This window comes from Fervidobacterium pennivorans DSM 9078, assembly GCF_000235405.2.
GTDB classification, from domain to species: Bacteria; Thermotogota; Thermotogae; order Thermotogales; family Fervidobacteriaceae; genus Fervidobacterium; species Fervidobacterium pennivorans.
Map to the genome: position 1 here is coordinate 190,392 of NC_017095.1, position 16,448 is coordinate 206,839.

At 40.7% G+C, this 16,448-nt stretch carries 16 protein-coding genes; all 16 read left to right on the forward strand.

The features are described 5' to 3' along the window. The first annotated feature begins 5 nt into the window (after window positions 1–5). Window positions 6–620 carry a CheY-P phosphatase CheC gene (gene cheC, locus FERPE_RS00875; protein WP_014450799.1) on the forward strand — a complete coding sequence of 205 codons (615 nt, stop codon included), beginning with the start codon at window positions 6–8 and terminating at the stop codon, window positions 618–620. A 4-nt stretch (window positions 621–624) separates the two neighbouring features. Continuing rightward, window positions 625–1,104: a chemoreceptor glutamine deamidase/glutamate methylesterase CheD gene (gene cheD, locus FERPE_RS00880; RefSeq protein WP_014450800.1), complete on the forward strand. Its 480-nt coding sequence runs from the start codon at window positions 625–627 to the stop codon at window positions 1,102–1,104. Next, window positions 1,101–1,856, forward strand: a complete 756-nt coding sequence (locus FERPE_RS00885) for a FliA/WhiG family RNA polymerase sigma factor (protein ID WP_014450801.1) — start codon at window positions 1,101–1,103, stop codon at window positions 1,854–1,856. The genes cheD and FERPE_RS00885 overlap by 4 nt, the downstream gene beginning before the upstream one ends. A 33-nt stretch (window positions 1,857–1,889) precedes the next feature. Continuing rightward, window positions 1,890–2,216, forward strand: a complete 327-nt coding sequence (locus tag FERPE_RS00890; RefSeq protein ID WP_014450802.1) for a hypothetical protein — start codon at window positions 1,890–1,892, stop codon at window positions 2,214–2,216. Next, a complete protein-coding gene (locus FERPE_RS00895) occupies window positions 2,213–2,701 on the forward strand; it encodes a hypothetical protein (protein ID WP_014450803.1) in 489 nt (162 codons plus the stop codon). The genes FERPE_RS00890 and FERPE_RS00895 overlap by 4 nt, the downstream gene beginning before the upstream one ends. Next, the gene (locus tag FERPE_RS00900; protein ID WP_014450804.1) at window positions 2,680–3,519 is read left to right on the forward strand and encodes a hypothetical protein; all 840 of its coding nucleotides are present in this window, start codon (window positions 2,680–2,682) and stop codon (window positions 3,517–3,519) included. Before FERPE_RS00895 ends, FERPE_RS00900 begins: the two co-directional genes overlap by 22 nt. 185 nt (window positions 3,520–3,704) lie before the next feature. Further along, the gene (gene rsxC / locus FERPE_RS00905; RefSeq protein WP_014450805.1) at window positions 3,705–5,012 is read left to right on the forward strand and encodes an electron transport complex subunit RsxC; all 1,308 of its coding nucleotides are present in this window, start codon (window positions 3,705–3,707) and stop codon (window positions 5,010–5,012) included. Continuing rightward, entirely contained in the window at window positions 5,009–5,992 is a 984-nt protein-coding gene (locus FERPE_RS00910) for an RnfABCDGE type electron transport complex subunit D (protein WP_014450806.1), read from the forward strand. Before rsxC ends, FERPE_RS00910 begins: the two co-directional genes overlap by 4 nt. Continuing rightward, complete coding sequence (locus FERPE_RS00915) at window positions 5,989–6,690, forward strand: RnfABCDGE type electron transport complex subunit G (RefSeq protein WP_014450807.1); 702 nt, start codon at window positions 5,989–5,991, stop codon at window positions 6,688–6,690. Before FERPE_RS00910 ends, FERPE_RS00915 begins: the two co-directional genes overlap by 4 nt. Next, entirely contained in the window at window positions 6,690–7,370 is a 681-nt protein-coding gene (gene rsxE / locus FERPE_RS00920; protein WP_014450808.1) for an electron transport complex subunit RsxE, read from the forward strand. The genes FERPE_RS00915 and rsxE overlap by 1 nt, the downstream gene beginning before the upstream one ends. Next, entirely contained in the window at window positions 7,367–7,939 is a 573-nt protein-coding gene (locus FERPE_RS00925) for an electron transport complex protein RnfA (RefSeq protein ID WP_014450809.1), read from the forward strand. The genes rsxE and FERPE_RS00925 overlap by 4 nt, the downstream gene beginning before the upstream one ends. A gap of 167 nt (window positions 7,940–8,106) precedes the next feature. Then, the gene (locus tag FERPE_RS00930) at window positions 8,107–10,191 is read left to right on the forward strand and encodes a polyribonucleotide nucleotidyltransferase (protein ID WP_014450810.1); all 2,085 of its coding nucleotides are present in this window, start codon (window positions 8,107–8,109) and stop codon (window positions 10,189–10,191) included. A gap of 4 nt (window positions 10,192–10,195) precedes the next feature. After that, window positions 10,196–11,416, forward strand: coding sequence for a M16 family metallopeptidase (locus tag FERPE_RS00935; protein ID WP_041262757.1), 1,221 nt, complete (start codon window positions 10,196–10,198; stop codon window positions 11,414–11,416). 42 nt (window positions 11,417–11,458) lie between these two features. Continuing rightward, window positions 11,459–12,841 carry an ATP-dependent protease ATPase subunit HslU gene (hslU, locus tag FERPE_RS00940; RefSeq protein WP_169312193.1) on the forward strand — a complete coding sequence of 461 codons (1,383 nt, stop codon included), beginning with the start codon at window positions 11,459–11,461 and terminating at the stop codon, window positions 12,839–12,841. 52 nt (window positions 12,842–12,893) lie between these two features. Beyond that, on the forward strand, window positions 12,894–14,207 hold the full coding sequence (locus FERPE_RS00945) for a carbohydrate ABC transporter permease (RefSeq protein WP_041262997.1): 1,314 nt from the start codon (window positions 12,894–12,896) through the stop codon (window positions 14,205–14,207). Window positions 14,208–14,228: 21 nt separating this feature from the next. Next, window positions 14,229–16,388 carry a carbohydrate ABC transporter permease gene (locus FERPE_RS00950; protein WP_014450814.1) on the forward strand — a complete coding sequence of 720 codons (2,160 nt, stop codon included), beginning with the start codon at window positions 14,229–14,231 and terminating at the stop codon, window positions 16,386–16,388. Window positions 16,389–16,448 lie beyond the last annotated feature (60 nt).

A 16,448-nucleotide genomic window follows, 5' to 3' on the forward strand; every position in this document is an offset into this window, starting at 1 on the left:
AGATGATGTTAGAAAAACTTAACGAAGCTCAGTTGGATGCAATTAAAGAAGTAGGGAATATAGGCACTGGCAACGCAGCTACAGCACTCTCTATGATGCTTGACAAAAAGGTAGAAATTTCAGTCCCTCAGGTAAAGGTGATACCTATTTCGAAGATACCTTTTCTTTTCGAAAATCCTGAAGAAGTGGTTTGCTCAGTGAAAATGGAACTCAAAGAAGACATGACTGGTGAGATACTTTTGGTCTTTGACCCAAAAACTGTTAAAGCACTTGCCAGAGTGCTTACCGGAATGGAAATAGCCGACATAACGGAGATGGACGAGTTTACGTCTTCGATGATGAAAGAGATTGGTAATATTATGTGCGGTTCCTATATAACAGCACTTGCTGGATTCACCAATCTCTTCATAAATCCGGAACCACCTGAATTGATAGTTGACATGATAAGTGCTATAATCTCTGAAATTTCGATACCACTCGCACTGGCAGGTGAGGAAAATATACTTCTTGTTGAAACGCTTATAGAGATAGAAGGATTAGAAGAAGCACTCCAAGGTTACTTACTGTTAGTACCTTCTGTAGATTCTCTTGAGAAACTTCTAAAGGCGTTGGGGATGTGACAAGATGAAGAAAAAAGTCATTATCGGAATCGGAGAATGGGCAGTTGAAAAAAACCCTGCAATTTTGGTTACCTTGGGTCTTGGGTCATGTGTAGGAGTTTGTATCCGTGACCCTGTTGCTAAAGTGGGCGGGATGGTCCATGTGATGCTTCCAGACAGTGCAGGTAGACCAACGAATACACCTGGTAAATTCGCTGATACGGGTGTTAGCTTGGTGGTTGAAGAACTAGTAAAAATGGGTGCATCGCGCTCAAGGTTGGAAGCAAAAATCGCAGGTGGGGCATCGATGTTTCAATCAGGAATGGATATAGGTGCAAGAAACGTTGAAGCGGTTAAGGGTGTGTTGCAAAGGCTTGGAGTTAAGTTGTTAGCGGAAGACACCGGAGGGAACAAGGCAAGGAGTATAGAATACGACATTGAAACTGGAAAATTACTTGTTCGAAAAGTTAAAACAGGGGATTCTGTGGAGGTTGTTGAGATTTGATTCTCAACAAAGATGCTATTGTTAAGGAATATTTGCCACTTGTCACACGTCTGGCTAGGGACTTGAAGGTGAATTTACCGCATAACGTGGAAATTGACGACCTTATACAAGAAGGGGTTGTAGCTCTGCTTCAGGCAGTAGATAAATACGACCCGCGTCACGGAGCTACGTTCAAGACGTACGTTTACACACGCATAAAAGGTGCCATGATAGATTATCTGAGAAAGTTAGATTATTTACCCAAAAATGTGAGGCAGGACATAAAGAAGCTGGATAATGAAATTGCGGAATTCTATGCCAAGCACCAGCGGTTGCCTACGTATGAGGAACTTGCTGAAATCTTGGGGATGAGTGTTGAAGAAGTGGAACAAACTTACAATGAGCTGTTGCTGAAACAGTATGTGAATTTAGATGAATATCTATTTGGTGTGGATGATGAAGGTTCGGATCTATCAAATTATTATGAAGTTCCGAGTAGTGAAGATGTTAAAGAGAAAGCTTGGAAATCTATACTTTATGAACAGCTCGTTGAGTCGATAAATAAATTAGACGAGAAAGAAAAACTTATCCTTTCGTTGAGATTTGAACACGACTTATCCTTAAAAGAAATTGCTGCTGTGCTTGGTGTGACCGAATCCAGGGTTTCACAAATCATCGGGGCAATTCTTTCAAAGCTTAGGAAGATGCTCGACGTAGAAGAAGAGATGGAATCATCAAAGCGTAAGGCTGGCAATAAAGATAGCCGAGAATAGAGTTGTATCGATGAATATTTTGAGGTGAAGACCATGGCAGAACCAATCAGTGGGATTCAAAATCAAACGATTATTTTAAGAGTGAGCCACGACAGTTCACATATGGTCAGCTTACAACAATACGCTGCGCAAGCAGCTGCTGCACACAGTGCTCAAAGTGTTGAAAGAAAGGCACAAACTCAGCTTCGGAGTACGACTAATGTTCAAGGTGCAGAACAAAAACATGTAAAAACGGCGACTGAAGGTAGAAGCCAGGGCGAATATGTTGGAAGACAACTCAGGGGAGATAAAAAAGAACAAAAAGATGAAAGAGAGATTATCAAACAGGATGGAGCTCATATGTTGGATGTGAGAGTATGATTGGTTACTTAAGTGTCATGAATATAGATGGCAAGCATCTCGGAGGAATACTAGTTATAAACGATTTAGGTATACCAGTTGAGTTCAAATACTCCGAACCTGTCACACCTACAAAACTTCAGGAAATCATCTATGGGAATTCTCTCGAATACTACCTTCACACGGAAATCATCGGAAAAGGTTTGGTTCAACGCTTGGAGAACAAGCCTGAACTGATACTTGTTCAAGACCCAACCCTGTTGTTTGATAAGAACACGGTTATGGTAACGTTATTACCACAGCCTGTTTCTGAGAAAAAGGAAGGCAACGAAGTGGTTGTTAATTTTAGCAACAAAAGTATAAGGATTACGTTCCCAGAAAACGTCAAGGTTGATGATAGTGTTGTTCAGAAGATTTTAGATTACGCCTCCAAGATAGATATCCTGGAACCTTTTGATAGAGTTGAAAAGGCGCTGAAATACGTATGCGAATCGCAAGAGAAATAATTGAAACACTAAAGATGGAACTCGGGTTTTTGAGATACAAAAGTCCCGATATCACGGTAGAAACGGTGTTTCACGGCATCGAAGTAACTTTTCCAACAAGGGTAGAAGGTTTTGAATTCGATACCCCGGGTATATATGATTTACACTCTTCTTTTTATGTTTCGTACCAAGGTTATTCCTTCCCCCAAACGAATGAAAATTTCGCTATTAGAGATATAAAGGATTCCATAGAACAAAATATTGAGGGGTTTTGCTTGAATGCGCAGAACCTAAAAGTATGTTCATTGGATGGTTTAAATTCTCTAAATTCAAACAACTCTGCGATTGTTTTCAATGAACCACAGAATTTGCGTTTTGATATAGATGAACTGAACGTAGAGGACATCGAAACATTAAGTTCTGATGCACATATCTTAAAAGTGGAAAACGTAGAAGTTTTAGGAAACAACTTAGCAATTAGTGAGTTAGGGTTAAAAGCTCCGAGAAAGTTATTCAAAGTAGAGTTCCGAAAGCCAGAAAAGTTCCCACCTGTCCTGTCTTCCATCGATTATGTACCTGCCCAGTATGTTGAGAAATCTGCCATATTAAATGCCGTTCGAGCAATCAGTTCAAAGTACAACGTAGCTCTGTTAAAGTTCTATGGTTATTACCGAGGCATTCCTATGGATGTTGTTTCTGGTATGAAGATATTACCAAATAAGAATTTGAGAGTGTTTTTTGACCATTCAAAAGTAGAAAAGGTAAAACGTAAACAGTTGCTCCAAAGAGATTTCATCGTTTTTAAATACGAAGATAGATTCGTTTATCATTTGGTTTAAGAAAATTCATACAAATTAGACAAAAATTCTCTTTTAAAAACTTGCAAAAAGGGTATATAATATCATTGCAAAGGGGTTTGGCTTAACCCTCCTTTTTTGTTGTATTTCATACGATGAGTTCCAAATAAACATAAAGAGAGAATTATGATATTAATTTTTATTTTCTTCACTGGGAGGTGTGGTGAGTGAAGTTGTTGACGTTTAAAGGAGGAGTCCATCCACCCGAAAAGAAGTTAACAGAGCATGAAAAGATTCAACTTGCACCACTGCCAGAAAAAGTTGTTGTGCTCATGGCGCAACATGCAGGTGCACCAGCAAAGGTCGTTGTGGAAGTTGGGCAGCAGGTGAAAACAGGACAAGTCATAGGGGAACCACAGGGTCCTGTCTCCGCTTATGTGCACGCTCCTGTCACAGGGACTGTGACAAGTGTAGCTAAAATCAACAGTGCAGTCCATGGTATGGCGGTTGAGGCTGTAACTATCGAAAGAACGGGAGAGGATGAGTGGGAATTACTATCTAAACTGGATTGGACAACAGCATCAAAAGAAGAACTTATCGAACAGATAAAAAAAGCAGGTGTTGTTGGACTTGGAGGAGCGATGTTCCCAACACATGTGAAACTAACCCCTTCAAAACCTGTTGACACACTCATAATAAACGGGGCGGAGTGTGAACCATACCTTACTATTGACCACAGAGTAATGCTCGAGATGGATGAAGAAGTGTTAGAAGGTATTGAGATTACCAAGAAGATTTTAGGTGTCAAAGAAGTTTACATAGGCATCGAGTATAACAAGAAGGATGCTATTGAACATCTTGAGAGGAAATGGAAAGGGAAGGTAAAGGTTGCCGCACTGAAGACAAAATACCCACAGGGTGCTGAAAAACAACTGATAAAAGCAATTACGGGTAGGGAAGTGCCAAGTGGCGGATTACCAATGGATGTTGGTGTAGTTGTTCAAAATGTCAGTACGATGGTTGCGATAAAACAGGCAATAGTGGATGGTAAACCCCTCATTGAGCGTGGGATGACTCTAACAGGTGAGGGTGTGAATAAAAAAGGTAATTGGTGGGTTAGAATAGGAACCCCGATATCGTGGATTATTGAAAGGCTTGGAGATGGGTTTGTCGAAGGTTATAACGAATTAAAAGTGTTAATGGGTGGACCGATGATGGGTATACCTGTTCCAAGTTTGGATACACCTCTTTTAAAAGGAAACAATGGTATTACCGTTATACCGGAACAAAAACGTGAGAGCACGAACTGTATTAGGTGTTCTTACTGTGTCCATGTGTGTCCAATGAACCTACAGCCTTACTTGCTTGACTTGCTTGCAAGAAAGAAAAAATACGATGAGGCGGTAGCTATCGGTTTGCTTGATTGTATCGAGTGTGGTTCTTGTACTTACATTTGTCCAGCTAACGTTGAACACGTCAAGTCGATAAAGCTTGCAAAGAAAGTCTACCGCGCACTGAGAGGTGGTAAGAAATGAAGAATGTAAAATTACTAACAACATCTGCACCGCATCTGAGAACTCAGGATTCGACAAGGAAGATAATGATAGATGTGCTAATTGCTTTAGCACCCGCTACCATTGCGGCTACATTTTTCTTTGGTATGTACGCATTAGTACTATCTACTCTTGGTATGATTAGTGCTGAATTGATTGAACTTTTTATAATGAGGGTTCTGAGAAAAGATAAGAATTTTGTCCCAAATGGTAGCGCTGCAGTCACAGGATTGTTGCTAGCTTTGAACGTCAGCGTGGCAACACCCTGGTGGGTACTACTCATAGGTGTGGTCTTTGCTATTGCTATCGTGAAGCACGCGTTTGGTGGACTTGGTCAGAATATCTTCAACCCAGCACTCGCGGCAAGGGTGTTCTTGCTCGTTTCTTTTCCAACCTTCATGACGACATGGTATAAGCCAATAGCATCGTTCGGTGGTTGGTATACCGACGCGCAAACAACTGCAACACCACTCGCTATGTTGAAATTACAGGGTTTCAGCAAGGTTATGGAAAGCACAAATTATCTTGATTTGGCTTTCGGAAATGTTGGTGGATGTATAGGCGAAACGAGTGCTGTTCTTTTGTTTATAGGCTTCCTTTATTTGGTTTTCAGAGGAAGAATCAAGGTAGTTATACCCGCTACTTATATCGGCAGTGTGTTACTCATCGCCTCGATATTCTATACTGTAAATCCAGAAAGATTTGGTTCACCAATCCTCCACGTGTTATCTGGTGGCTTGATGCTTGGCGCACTTTTCATGGCAACGGATATGGTCACCAGCCCAATGACACTTAAGGGACAAGCTATATTCGGTCTTGGTTGCGGTGTTGTAACGATGCTTATCAGGTATTTTGGGGGCTACCCAGAAGGTGTTTCTTTGTCAATACTTCTTATGAACGCTCTAGTGCCTATAATTGACAGACACACGCAGCCAAGGATTTTTGGGAGGCGAAAAGCATGAAAGAAAATAGGCGTGAAATGCTGAAGATGAGTATCACGTTGATGGTTTACACATTAATTGCGGGAATTGCTCTTGGTCTGGTCTACACGATTACGAAAGATAGAATCGCCGAAGCGGAACTTGCGAACGTCATATCTTCCATGGAAAGTTTGCTAACAGACGAAAACGGGAATGCTATTGTAAGTGTTGATGAGATAAAGAAAATCGTGCTTTCAAAAAGGAACGAAATGGGTAATGTGTTGTTCACCGACAGTGTAGGAACAGTGATAGCTCCTGTGTATGAATTTGAAACAGATAGTGCAAAGTATTATCTTCTAACCGGTTATGCGGTTGGTTACGGTGGAAACGTCGTAACGATGGCCGCATTCCAACTTGACAAAACCACAGGTGAACTGTCGTTAAAAGCTATTAAAGTGCTTGATTACTCACAAGAAACCCCGGGACTTGGTGCAAAAATAGCAGACCCCAATGTGCAGAAGAGGTTCTTCCCGATACCAGAGACGGGTCTTAGCAACGGCTTAAAGGTAGATAAGGACGCGGGAAAACAAGGAATTGATCCAGAAGAGGCAAAACAAGAAGGGGTTGTGAAGGTATCTGATGTGATGACTGGTGCAACCATCACTCCAAGGGCAGTTGTGAGTTCTTTGAACGCGATGTACAAGTTCCTTAAAGAAAAGTATCTCGGGGGTGAAATGTAATGGCCTCTAAGATTTCGGAATTCACTAAGGGAATAATAAAGGAGAACCCAACGTACGTTCAGGTTCTTGGAATGTGTCCAACACTTGCGACAACAACGAGTGCAAAAAATGGTTTTGGAATGGGATTAGCTGCAACAGCTGTGCTTGTTATGTCAAATATAGTTATATCCGCCATTAGAAAGACTGTGCCAGAAAAGATAAGAATTCCAATTTTCATCACGGTAATTGCCACATTTGTTACCATTGTGGATCTGGTAATGCACGCGTTCACGTATGATTTGTGGAAAACCTTGGGACTTTTCATACCTCTTATAGTTGTTAACTGTATCATCATGGGACGGGCGGAGGCGTACGCTTCAAAACACGGAGTCGTTGATTCATTACTTGATGGATTAGGCATGGGGGTTGGTTTCACACTTAGCCTTACGTTGCTCGGTAGTATAAGGGAACTTTTAGGTAACGGGACGATTTTTGATATCGAGGTCTGGGGTAAGGCATTCAATATGTTCGTTATGATTCTTCCACCAGGCGCTTATCTGACCCTCGGTCTCCTAGCAGCGCTCTTTGCGGCGATTTCAATTAATCGCCAGGAAAAGGCAAAGAAGAAAGCCCAAGCTCAACAAGCGCAACAAACTCAACAGATTCAACAGGCTCAGCAAAAGGTAGGTGAAACTAAATGAAGTTGTTCTTGATTTTGCTATCGGCAATGCTTGTCAATAATTATGTGTTCGTCAGGTTCTTGGGGATTTGTCCATTCTTGGGTGTTTCGAAAAAAACATCTACTGCCGTTGGAATGGGGCTTGCAGTTATATTCGTATTGGTTATGTCTTCCGCCATTTCTTGGGGTCTTGATTTGTTGCTTGTAAAACTTCAGCTGGAGTTTCTAAGGACCATAGTTTTCATACTTGTTATTGCAACGTTTGTGCAGTTTGTTGAGGCTTTCTTGAAAAAGAATAATCCAACACTTTACGAAGCGTTGGGTATCTACCTACCGTTGATAACAACAAACTGTATCATTTTGGGTATAGCGATAGTGAATAGTTTGTCTAAATACACGTTCTTTGAGGCTATTTTTAACGCACTTGGTGCAGGTCTCGGATTTTTACTGGCTCTGGTCATCTTTTCAGGTATCAGGGAAAGGCTTGAACTCTACGATGTGCCAAGGCCGTTCCTTAACCTTCCAATATCTATGATAACGGCTTCTTTACTTTCTCTTGCATTCATGGGATTTCAGGGAATGATAAAATAAGGTGTTTTAAAGTTAACTTAGAACAACAAAGAAAGAAGTTCCGGTTTTCCGGGACTTCTTTCTTTTGGTTGTATTCAATGATTCAAAAATTATAAAATCTGTGGTAAAATAATCTGATTGAAAAGAAAAAATCAAAAACATGAATAGAGAAAACCGGAGGTGTGGCTATGTCAGTTCGAGAGTGGCGAAAAGTCTTATTCGGGAAAGAATGGGTCTTCCAGCACGGTAAAGTAGCAAAACAATCCGCAGGTTCAATTTGGGCAAGGTTTGGTGACAGTGTTGTTCTTGCAACGGCAAACGTTTCGGACAAAGTAGTTGAAGGTATCGATTTTGTCCCGTTAACGGTAGAGTATATGGAAAAGTTCTATGCTGCCGGTAAAATTCCTGGTGGTTTTATCAAACGTGAAGGTAAACCTTCGGAAAGTGGGATACTTTCCTCAAGACTTATCGACAGGCCAATAAGACCGCTCTTTCCAAAAACGTTGAGGAACGAGGTTCAAGTTATTGTGACTGTGCTTTCCGTAGACCCGGACTGTCCAACGGATGTGCTTGGTATATCTGCTGCGTCGTTGGCTTTGAATATTTCAAAAATACCGTTCGATGGTATTGTTGCTGGTGTCCAGGTTGGTTACGTGGATGGGCAGTTCATTGTCTTCCCAACAGCTGAGCAACTTGAAAGAAGTAAAATAGATATCGTTGTTGCTGGTACAAAGGATGCCATTACCATGGTCGAAGGTGAGGCGAAAGAGGTTACCGAAGATGAGATGTTACAAGCACTTATGGTTGCTCACGAGGCTATCAAAGAAATTGTAGCGTTCCAAGAAGAAATTATCAGGGAGTTTAACGTTGAGAAAATGCCTTTACCAGAGCCAAAGTATAATGTAGAACTTGTTGAAAAATTTGCCGAATATGTTGACATGAACGAATTAGAAAAGAGAATTTTCGCACGAGGTAAGCAGGAACGTGTAGAGTTGGCAGATGAATACTACGAAAGTATTGTGCAAAAATTCTTTGAGGAGAACAACATAAGTGAGGAAGAACAGGAGGAATATAAGTTACCGTTGAAGGAAAAGTATGATGAGCTATCCAAAAAGCTCATGAGGAAGATAATAATCGAGCGTGGTATAAGGGCTGATGGAAGGGGACCAAAGGATATAAGACCTATCAGCTGCGAAGTTGGGTTACTTCCAAGAACACACGGTTCCGCGCTATTTACAAGGGGCGAGACGCAGAGCCTTGGTATTGTGACACTCGGTTCGCCAGCGGAAGAGCAGATAATCGATACTTTGATAGAAGAAGGCACGAAGAGATTTATGCTGCATTACAACTTCCCACCATTCTCCACAGGTGAAGTAAAACCGTTAAGATTGAGCAGAAGAGAAATAGGTCACGGGCACCTTGCGGAAAGGGCTGTTAAAGCTGTTATTCCTTCGGAAGACGAGTTTCCATACGTTATAAGGGTTGTTTCGGAAATTCTTGAATCCAACGGTTCTTCGTCGATGGCAACTGTATGTTCCGCATCTCTTGCCTTAATGGATGCCGGAGTTCCGATCAAAAAGCACGTTGCTGGTGTTGCGATGGGTTTGATTCTTGAAGGAGATAAATCAGTCATATTAACAGATATTATAGGGCTTGAAGACCACTGGGGTGATATGGACTTTAAGGTTGCAGGAACAAGAGATGGAATAACGGCATTCCAAATGGACTGTAAAGTTTCCGGCGTTAGTGAGGAATTACTTAGAGCAGCCCTTTACCAGGCAAAAGAGGCGAGAATGTTTATACTCGATAAACTATACGAGACGATTTCTGAACCACGGAAAGAACTTTCACCTTATGCGCCAAGGATTAAATGGTTCTACATCGACCCAACCAGGAGTGGTGAACTCATAGGACCTGGTGGAAAGATAATTAAGTCCATTATAAAGATGTTCGATGTTGAAATTTCTATAGATGACGAGACAGGAAAGGTTACTGTCAGCGGTGTTGATCCAGAAAAGGTGCAGGGAGCTATTGATTATATCCAGAATATGTTCCGTGACATCTCTGTTGGTGATGTTTATGATGGTAAGATAACAAGGGTTGAGAATTACGGTATCTTTGTTGAAATCGCACCTGGTAAGATAGGTTTGGCCCACGCCTCTAAATTAGGAAACGTGAAACCTACATCCTTCAAAGTTGGAGATAGAGTGAGAGTAGAAGTTATCAGCATAGATGAAATCGGAAGGTTCCAACTTAGGAGGGTCGAAGAATAAGCATATGGTCAAACTCGGAGAAAATATATACTATTACGAAATACCAGGTGTCAGATCAGCAACAATTGCTTTTATTGTTGGAAGTGGTCCGGTCTATGAACCGGACCATTTACTCGGAATTTCACATTTTATTGAACATACGGTCTTCCGTAAGACAAAGAGACGAACATTGAAAGAAATAAAGTTTCCCATCGAGCAGGTTGGTGGGTTGTTAAATGCCTGGACTGACAAAGAGGATACGGTTTATTATGCAAAGGTCCCTTCTTCATTTTTTAAAACGGCGTTCAATATACTAAGAGAAATTGTTTTTGAACCGGAGTTCACAGAGAGAAACGTTGAGCTTGAAAGAAAGATAATTCTTCAAGAATACTACTCCGACTTGGAAGTACCAGAACAGAGGTTGTTTAACAAATTCTTCGAAGAACTTATCGATGGTCCGCATTCCAAATCGATAATTGGAACGGAAGAAACGATAAAGAATATTAAAAAGGAAGACTTGGAGCAGTTCCACGCGGAGATGTATTCACCTTACAACGTGAAACTCGTCATTGCTGGTCACGTTGACGAAAAGGATTTAAAAGTTGTTAAAGAGCTGAACTTAGTAGAAGGTTTCAAGACAGCAAAACAGAGTTCTAGGCTCAAAATAGGTATTGTTTGTGACAAATTCAAAGAAACGCAGCAGGTTCATCTTCTCTTTGCTCACGACGGGATACCACTAGTAGATGAGGAAAATATCTACGCATCAATGGTTCTTAAAACGCTACTTGGTAGTGGTATGAGTTCTGTTTTGTTTGAACAAATCAGGGAGAGAAAAGCTCTTGTTTACGATATCAGCGTATCGCATTTGCAGAGCAAAGAATGGGGAGTTTTCTTGATATACGCCGCGACTTCTTTTGGGAATGCTCGAAAGCTTGTTGATGAACTCTACTCACTCTTTAAAAATTTCAAGCTTACGAAAAAGGTTTTTGACTATGGGAAGAAACGTTTACTTGGATATCTTGAACTTTTGACTGAGAGCACGTCCTCACTTATCTCTCTTTACACTCAATATTTAGCAAATGACATTCAAGCCAAGAGCGTGGACGAAATCATAGAACGTGTAAGGGCGGTTAGTGAGAAAGATGTGGAGCGAGTTTTCGAAAAGATGATTTCAGGTCAATGGTCACTTGCATATGTAACCCCTGAAGAGGAATTGCAAGTTGAATTGCAAGACATTTATGTTTAATCATTATCATTGGAGGTGCTTTCAATGAGTAAATTTTCAAACCTGACAGATTTTGACAATCTAACGCCGCGCCAAATTGTTGCAGAACTTGATAAGTACATCATAGGACAGTACGAGGCAAAAAAAGCGGTTGCGATAGCTATAAGAAACAGAATTAGAAGACAGAGGCTACCTGAAGAATGGAGAAAAGAGGTAATACCGAAAAATATCTTGCTCATAGGACCGACAGGTGTTGGTAAGACAGAGATTGCAAGAAGGTTAGCACAACTATCAGGTTCACCATTTTTAAAAGTCGAAGCGACAAAGTTCACAGAAGTTGGTTACGTAGGTAAGAACGTGGATTCGATGATAAGGGACTTGGTTGAGATAGCTGTTAATATGGTCAAACAAGAAAAGATAAAAGAAGTTGAGCCAAAGGTGAAGGACTTGGTTGAAGAGCGGATATTGGAAGCTTTGGTTCCAGGTAAAAAACAAAATATCCCCTTTGCAAATATATTTGGTTTCCAAGCGCCATTCCAAGGTCAGCAAGAGCAAAACGAAGAAGTCGATATTCGCAGAAAGCGAGCAGAACTAAGGGAAAAGCTAAGGAACGGTGAATTGGAAGATATGGAAATAGAAATAGACGTCGAAGTTAGTCAACCCGGTGTTGGTTTTATAGGCATGCCAGATATGGAAGACATGGGTATTGATTTTTCACAGATACTTGGAAATATACTACCGAAACAGAGGAAGAGAAGAAGAATGAAAATTTCAGAAGCAAGAAGAATACTGACCCCTATAGAATCCGAAAAACTCATCGATATGGATGAGGTCATTCAAAAAGCACTCACGTTGGCGCAAGAAAGAGGAATCATATTCATCGACGAACTTGATAAGATAGCGGCAACTGGACAAGGGCACGGACCTGATGTGTCAAGGCAAGGGGTTCAAAGAGACTTACTTCCAATTGTTGAGGGAACAACTGTTACAACAAGGTACGGACCAGTTAGAACGGATTACATTCTTTTCATAGGTGCTGGCGCGTTCCATATGTCAAAACCTTCGGATTTGATTCCTGAACTCCAGGGTAGGTTCCCGATAAGGGTAGAACTGGAACCTCTCAAAGAAGAAGATTTCGTAAGAATACTCACAGAGCCAGAAAACGCTCTATTAAAACAATATAAAGCGCTTCTTTATACGGAAGGAGTAGAGCTTGATTTTACTGACGATGCAATAAGTGAGATTGCAAAGATAGCATACAAACTGAACGAGAAGATGGAGAATATAGGAGCAAGAAGGCTTTATACGGTAGTTGAAAAGCTTTTAGAAGACATCATGTTTGAAGCGCCCGAAGTAGAAAAGAAGATAGTCATAGACAAAGACTACGTTACCAAGAAACTTGGAAAGATCATTGAAGACGAAAACGCAGCCGCTTACATTCTCTAATCGAACAATTAAAAAAACATTTGAGAGGAGGGGTTTGATGGCGCGTGCCCATATAAAACCAAGCCGTGTTAGGGAGAGTCTGTTGGCGTATCTATTTTTGCTACCTGCACTAGTTGTGCTAAGCATTTTCACATTCTGGCCCATCGGTTTTTCTTTTGTCCTGAGTTTTTTTAAGTGGGACTTTAGGAATATGAAGAACCCATACTTTTATGGACTTGGTAACTACAAAGAGATTTTGAAATTCGACTACCCTGTGAAGTTCCCGTTTTACAAAGGTTTGATTTATAGTGTGCTTTATATTTTGTTATCTGTCCTGTTTTTATTGGTAATATTTGCTATTGTTGAGATGTTGGGAAAAAAGAAACTGGACTGGAAAAAAGTGATTTTCGTCGCTGCGTATTTAATATTGCTTGTTCTTTATGGAACCTCGATGGCTCATCTTAATATGGGTAGATTGTTGGTTTTTCTTGTAGCCTCGGCTGGACTTCTTACTTGGGGCTGGCGTGGTAAGATAGTTAGTTCTAAGTTGCTTTCAGACCACGCATGGCTTGGCTTTGTCATATGGCTTGTTACCTATGTCCTTTTCGAATTTAGATTCACGGCAGGGTTTAATGGTCAAAGCTATGGAATTGTGGATTTTCTCATAGACGCGTCAGAGAAGAATTTGTTCTTTAAAGCTTTAGTGAACACCACCTATTATGTGATTCTTACAGTTCCTATCGGTTTAAGTCTGGCTTTGCTCATCGCACTTCTTTTAAACAGTATAGAAAAGTTTAAAGCGTTCTTCAGAACGGTGTTTTTCATACCATTTGTCACTTCAGTTGTTGCAGTATCGCTTATCTGGAAATGGATTTTTAACGATGACGTGGGTTTGCTCAACTATATCCTTGTTTCGATGGGGCTACAACCTGTGAAGTGGTTGAAAGATGCAAAATGGACAATACCGACAGTTAGCATAGTCTCCATATGGCGACACGTTGGATACAACGCTATGATTTTCTTGGCTGGTTTGCAGAATATCGACACGTTCTACTATGAAGCTGCGGAAGTTGATGGAGCAAATAGTTTGCAAAAGTTCTTTAAAATCACTTGGCCACTTCTCTCACCAACAACGTTTTTCCTGCTGATAGTTTCTGTCATAGGTGCGTTCAAGGTCTTTCAAGAGGTCTTCACTTTGTACGATGGCTTACCGGGACCTTACGGAAACAGTGGTATGACGATGGTTTATTACGTTTTTGACTTGTTCTATCGTCAGCAAAGGATGGGTATTGCAAGTGCAGCAGCATATTTGTTATTCTTGGTAATTCTTGTCTTCACATTCATCCAATACAGAGTTGGCGACAAAGTCGTCGAATACGTTAGCTGACGTGTTGAGGGGGAACAGAATATGAGAGAATTAAAAAAGCTTGTAATTTACCTACTTTTAGTAATTGGCTCAGTTGTTATGATAGCCCCGTTTGCATGGATGATAGTGACTTCGTTCAAGTTACCCTCAGAGGTTAATTCGTGGCCACCGAAATGGACTACGAGGTCGTTTGCATCAAGCAGAGATGTAAAAGTTGTGCCTTCAACTGGAACCGTATCGACCGTTAAAGGTTTGAGTTTGAGAGAAGCTTTAGCTTTCATTGCAAAGAAGACTACAGGACTGAATTTAAACGTTAACGATGACCCATTTTACAGAGGAACTCTGACAATTCCATTTAAGGGTGTGAGGTATTCAAAAGGAGCATCTCAAGAAGAATTCAGCAATTTCCTTGCGCAAATAACTATTCCAACTGATTTTAACGCTGATATTAGTAACCCTGAGCAGTTTTTCGAAAACGTCTTTTTGTTTTATAAAACAGGTGCCAACCCGTTTTTTAGGAGAGATGTTTTCGTTGAAGGTTTGATAGGTTCACTTGAATCGTTAGCGGATACAATAGATATGATTTCTACTTTTGGGATTGACAGGATTACCGATGAGAGCGAAAAATCAACATTTGAGAAGTTCTTAGAGGATGTTGTTAAGAACATTGAGTTGGTTAAGGCGGAGGTTAACAAATATAAGGCAGGAGCGGAAATAGTCCTTAGTGATGAGGAAATAGATGCAATAAAAGATGTTCTGAGCAGATATAACTTTGTGTATTCCGGAATTAATGAGGTAAGTGAGAATTATAATAACACCGTTAGAAACACCGTAGGAAAATACTTAGAAAACATAGATTTCTATGTGAAAGTTAAGGCTTACTTTTCCGAAATCCAAAATGAGCAAGCAGAGACTGATATAGTTGCCGTTCCTCTTAGCAAAGAAGAGCGTGTTAACTTATTGATAAACCGCGTTCAGGATTTTAAAGATAGAGATTTACTTGTGGAAATTGTAAAGAACACATCACTAAAAAATGTTGTGGAAGAATTTGCTAAGAGGATTGATGATGAAGTAGTAAGGAAATTCAATATAAGTGTACAGGATTTAGCATCTCTTAAGACTCTTTTAGGCAACTTGATAAATATTGCCGCAGAAAATGGTTTAGATTCACAAGCTTTGCTAAACGATTCTTACGACACTTTCATTGATGCTTTAGAATCTAAGGTAGGCTTTAACCTTTCTTATTCGGCTACAAAATCAAAGCTTGATGCGTATGCTGAAGAAATCCCAAATGCTAAAGAAGTTTTCAGGGCGGTTGCGCTTAATTCCCTCGAATTACAGTCTTTGAGAGCTATATATGAGCAGACAGTCTATGCATGGCGGGTTGTATCAGCTCCAAGCTTTGTTAAGGACGTGTTAGTCAAGGAAGGGAAGACGATAGAAATCCTTCTTGAGGATGTGCACCCAGTGTATTTCGTTGACGACGGGATTAAAACGGTTCATGTTAAATTCAGTCCCGGCGATGTATTCAAAAACGTGTTCCAAAATTACGTGAGCGCTTGGAACGCAGCTCCGTTTGGAAGGTACTACTTCAACACCGTTTTTATTGCAACAGTAACAACTATCTTGGAAATTGTAATTTCGGCAATGGCAGCGTACGCGTTCTCTTGGATGAACTTCCCAGGAAAAGGTTTACTGTTCAGTATATTCCTTGCAACGATGATGGTGCCAGGTGAAGTGTTGCTTGTTCCAAACTTTATCACGATAACGAAATTTGGATGGATAGATACATACTATGCACTGATAGTCCCGTGGGTCGTTAGTGTCTTTTCCATATTCTTAATGCGACAGCATTTCATGAGTATACCATCGGAGCTTTTCGATGCAGCAAAAATCGATGGTTCATCACATTGGAGATTTTTGTGGCAAATAGTTGTTCCTCTCAGCAAGCCTGTGATTATCACAAGCGCGCTCTTGAAGTTTGTTGGTAGCTGGAATGCTTTCTTGTGGGTGTTAATTGTCACCAACAGTCCGAAGTACAGAACACTTACGGTTGGGTTGCAATCGTTCAGTTCGGAAGTTGGAACACTCTACAACTTACTCATGGCTGCGGCAACGTTCAGTATACTCCCGGTTGTGATTATATTCCTCTTTGCACAAAAATACTTCGTCAGAGGTATTGCCAGAACAGGGTTGAAGTGATATTTCAGTTAACATATAATCAAAAACAGCAAACATACCCCAGGTGCTAATTTCCTGGGG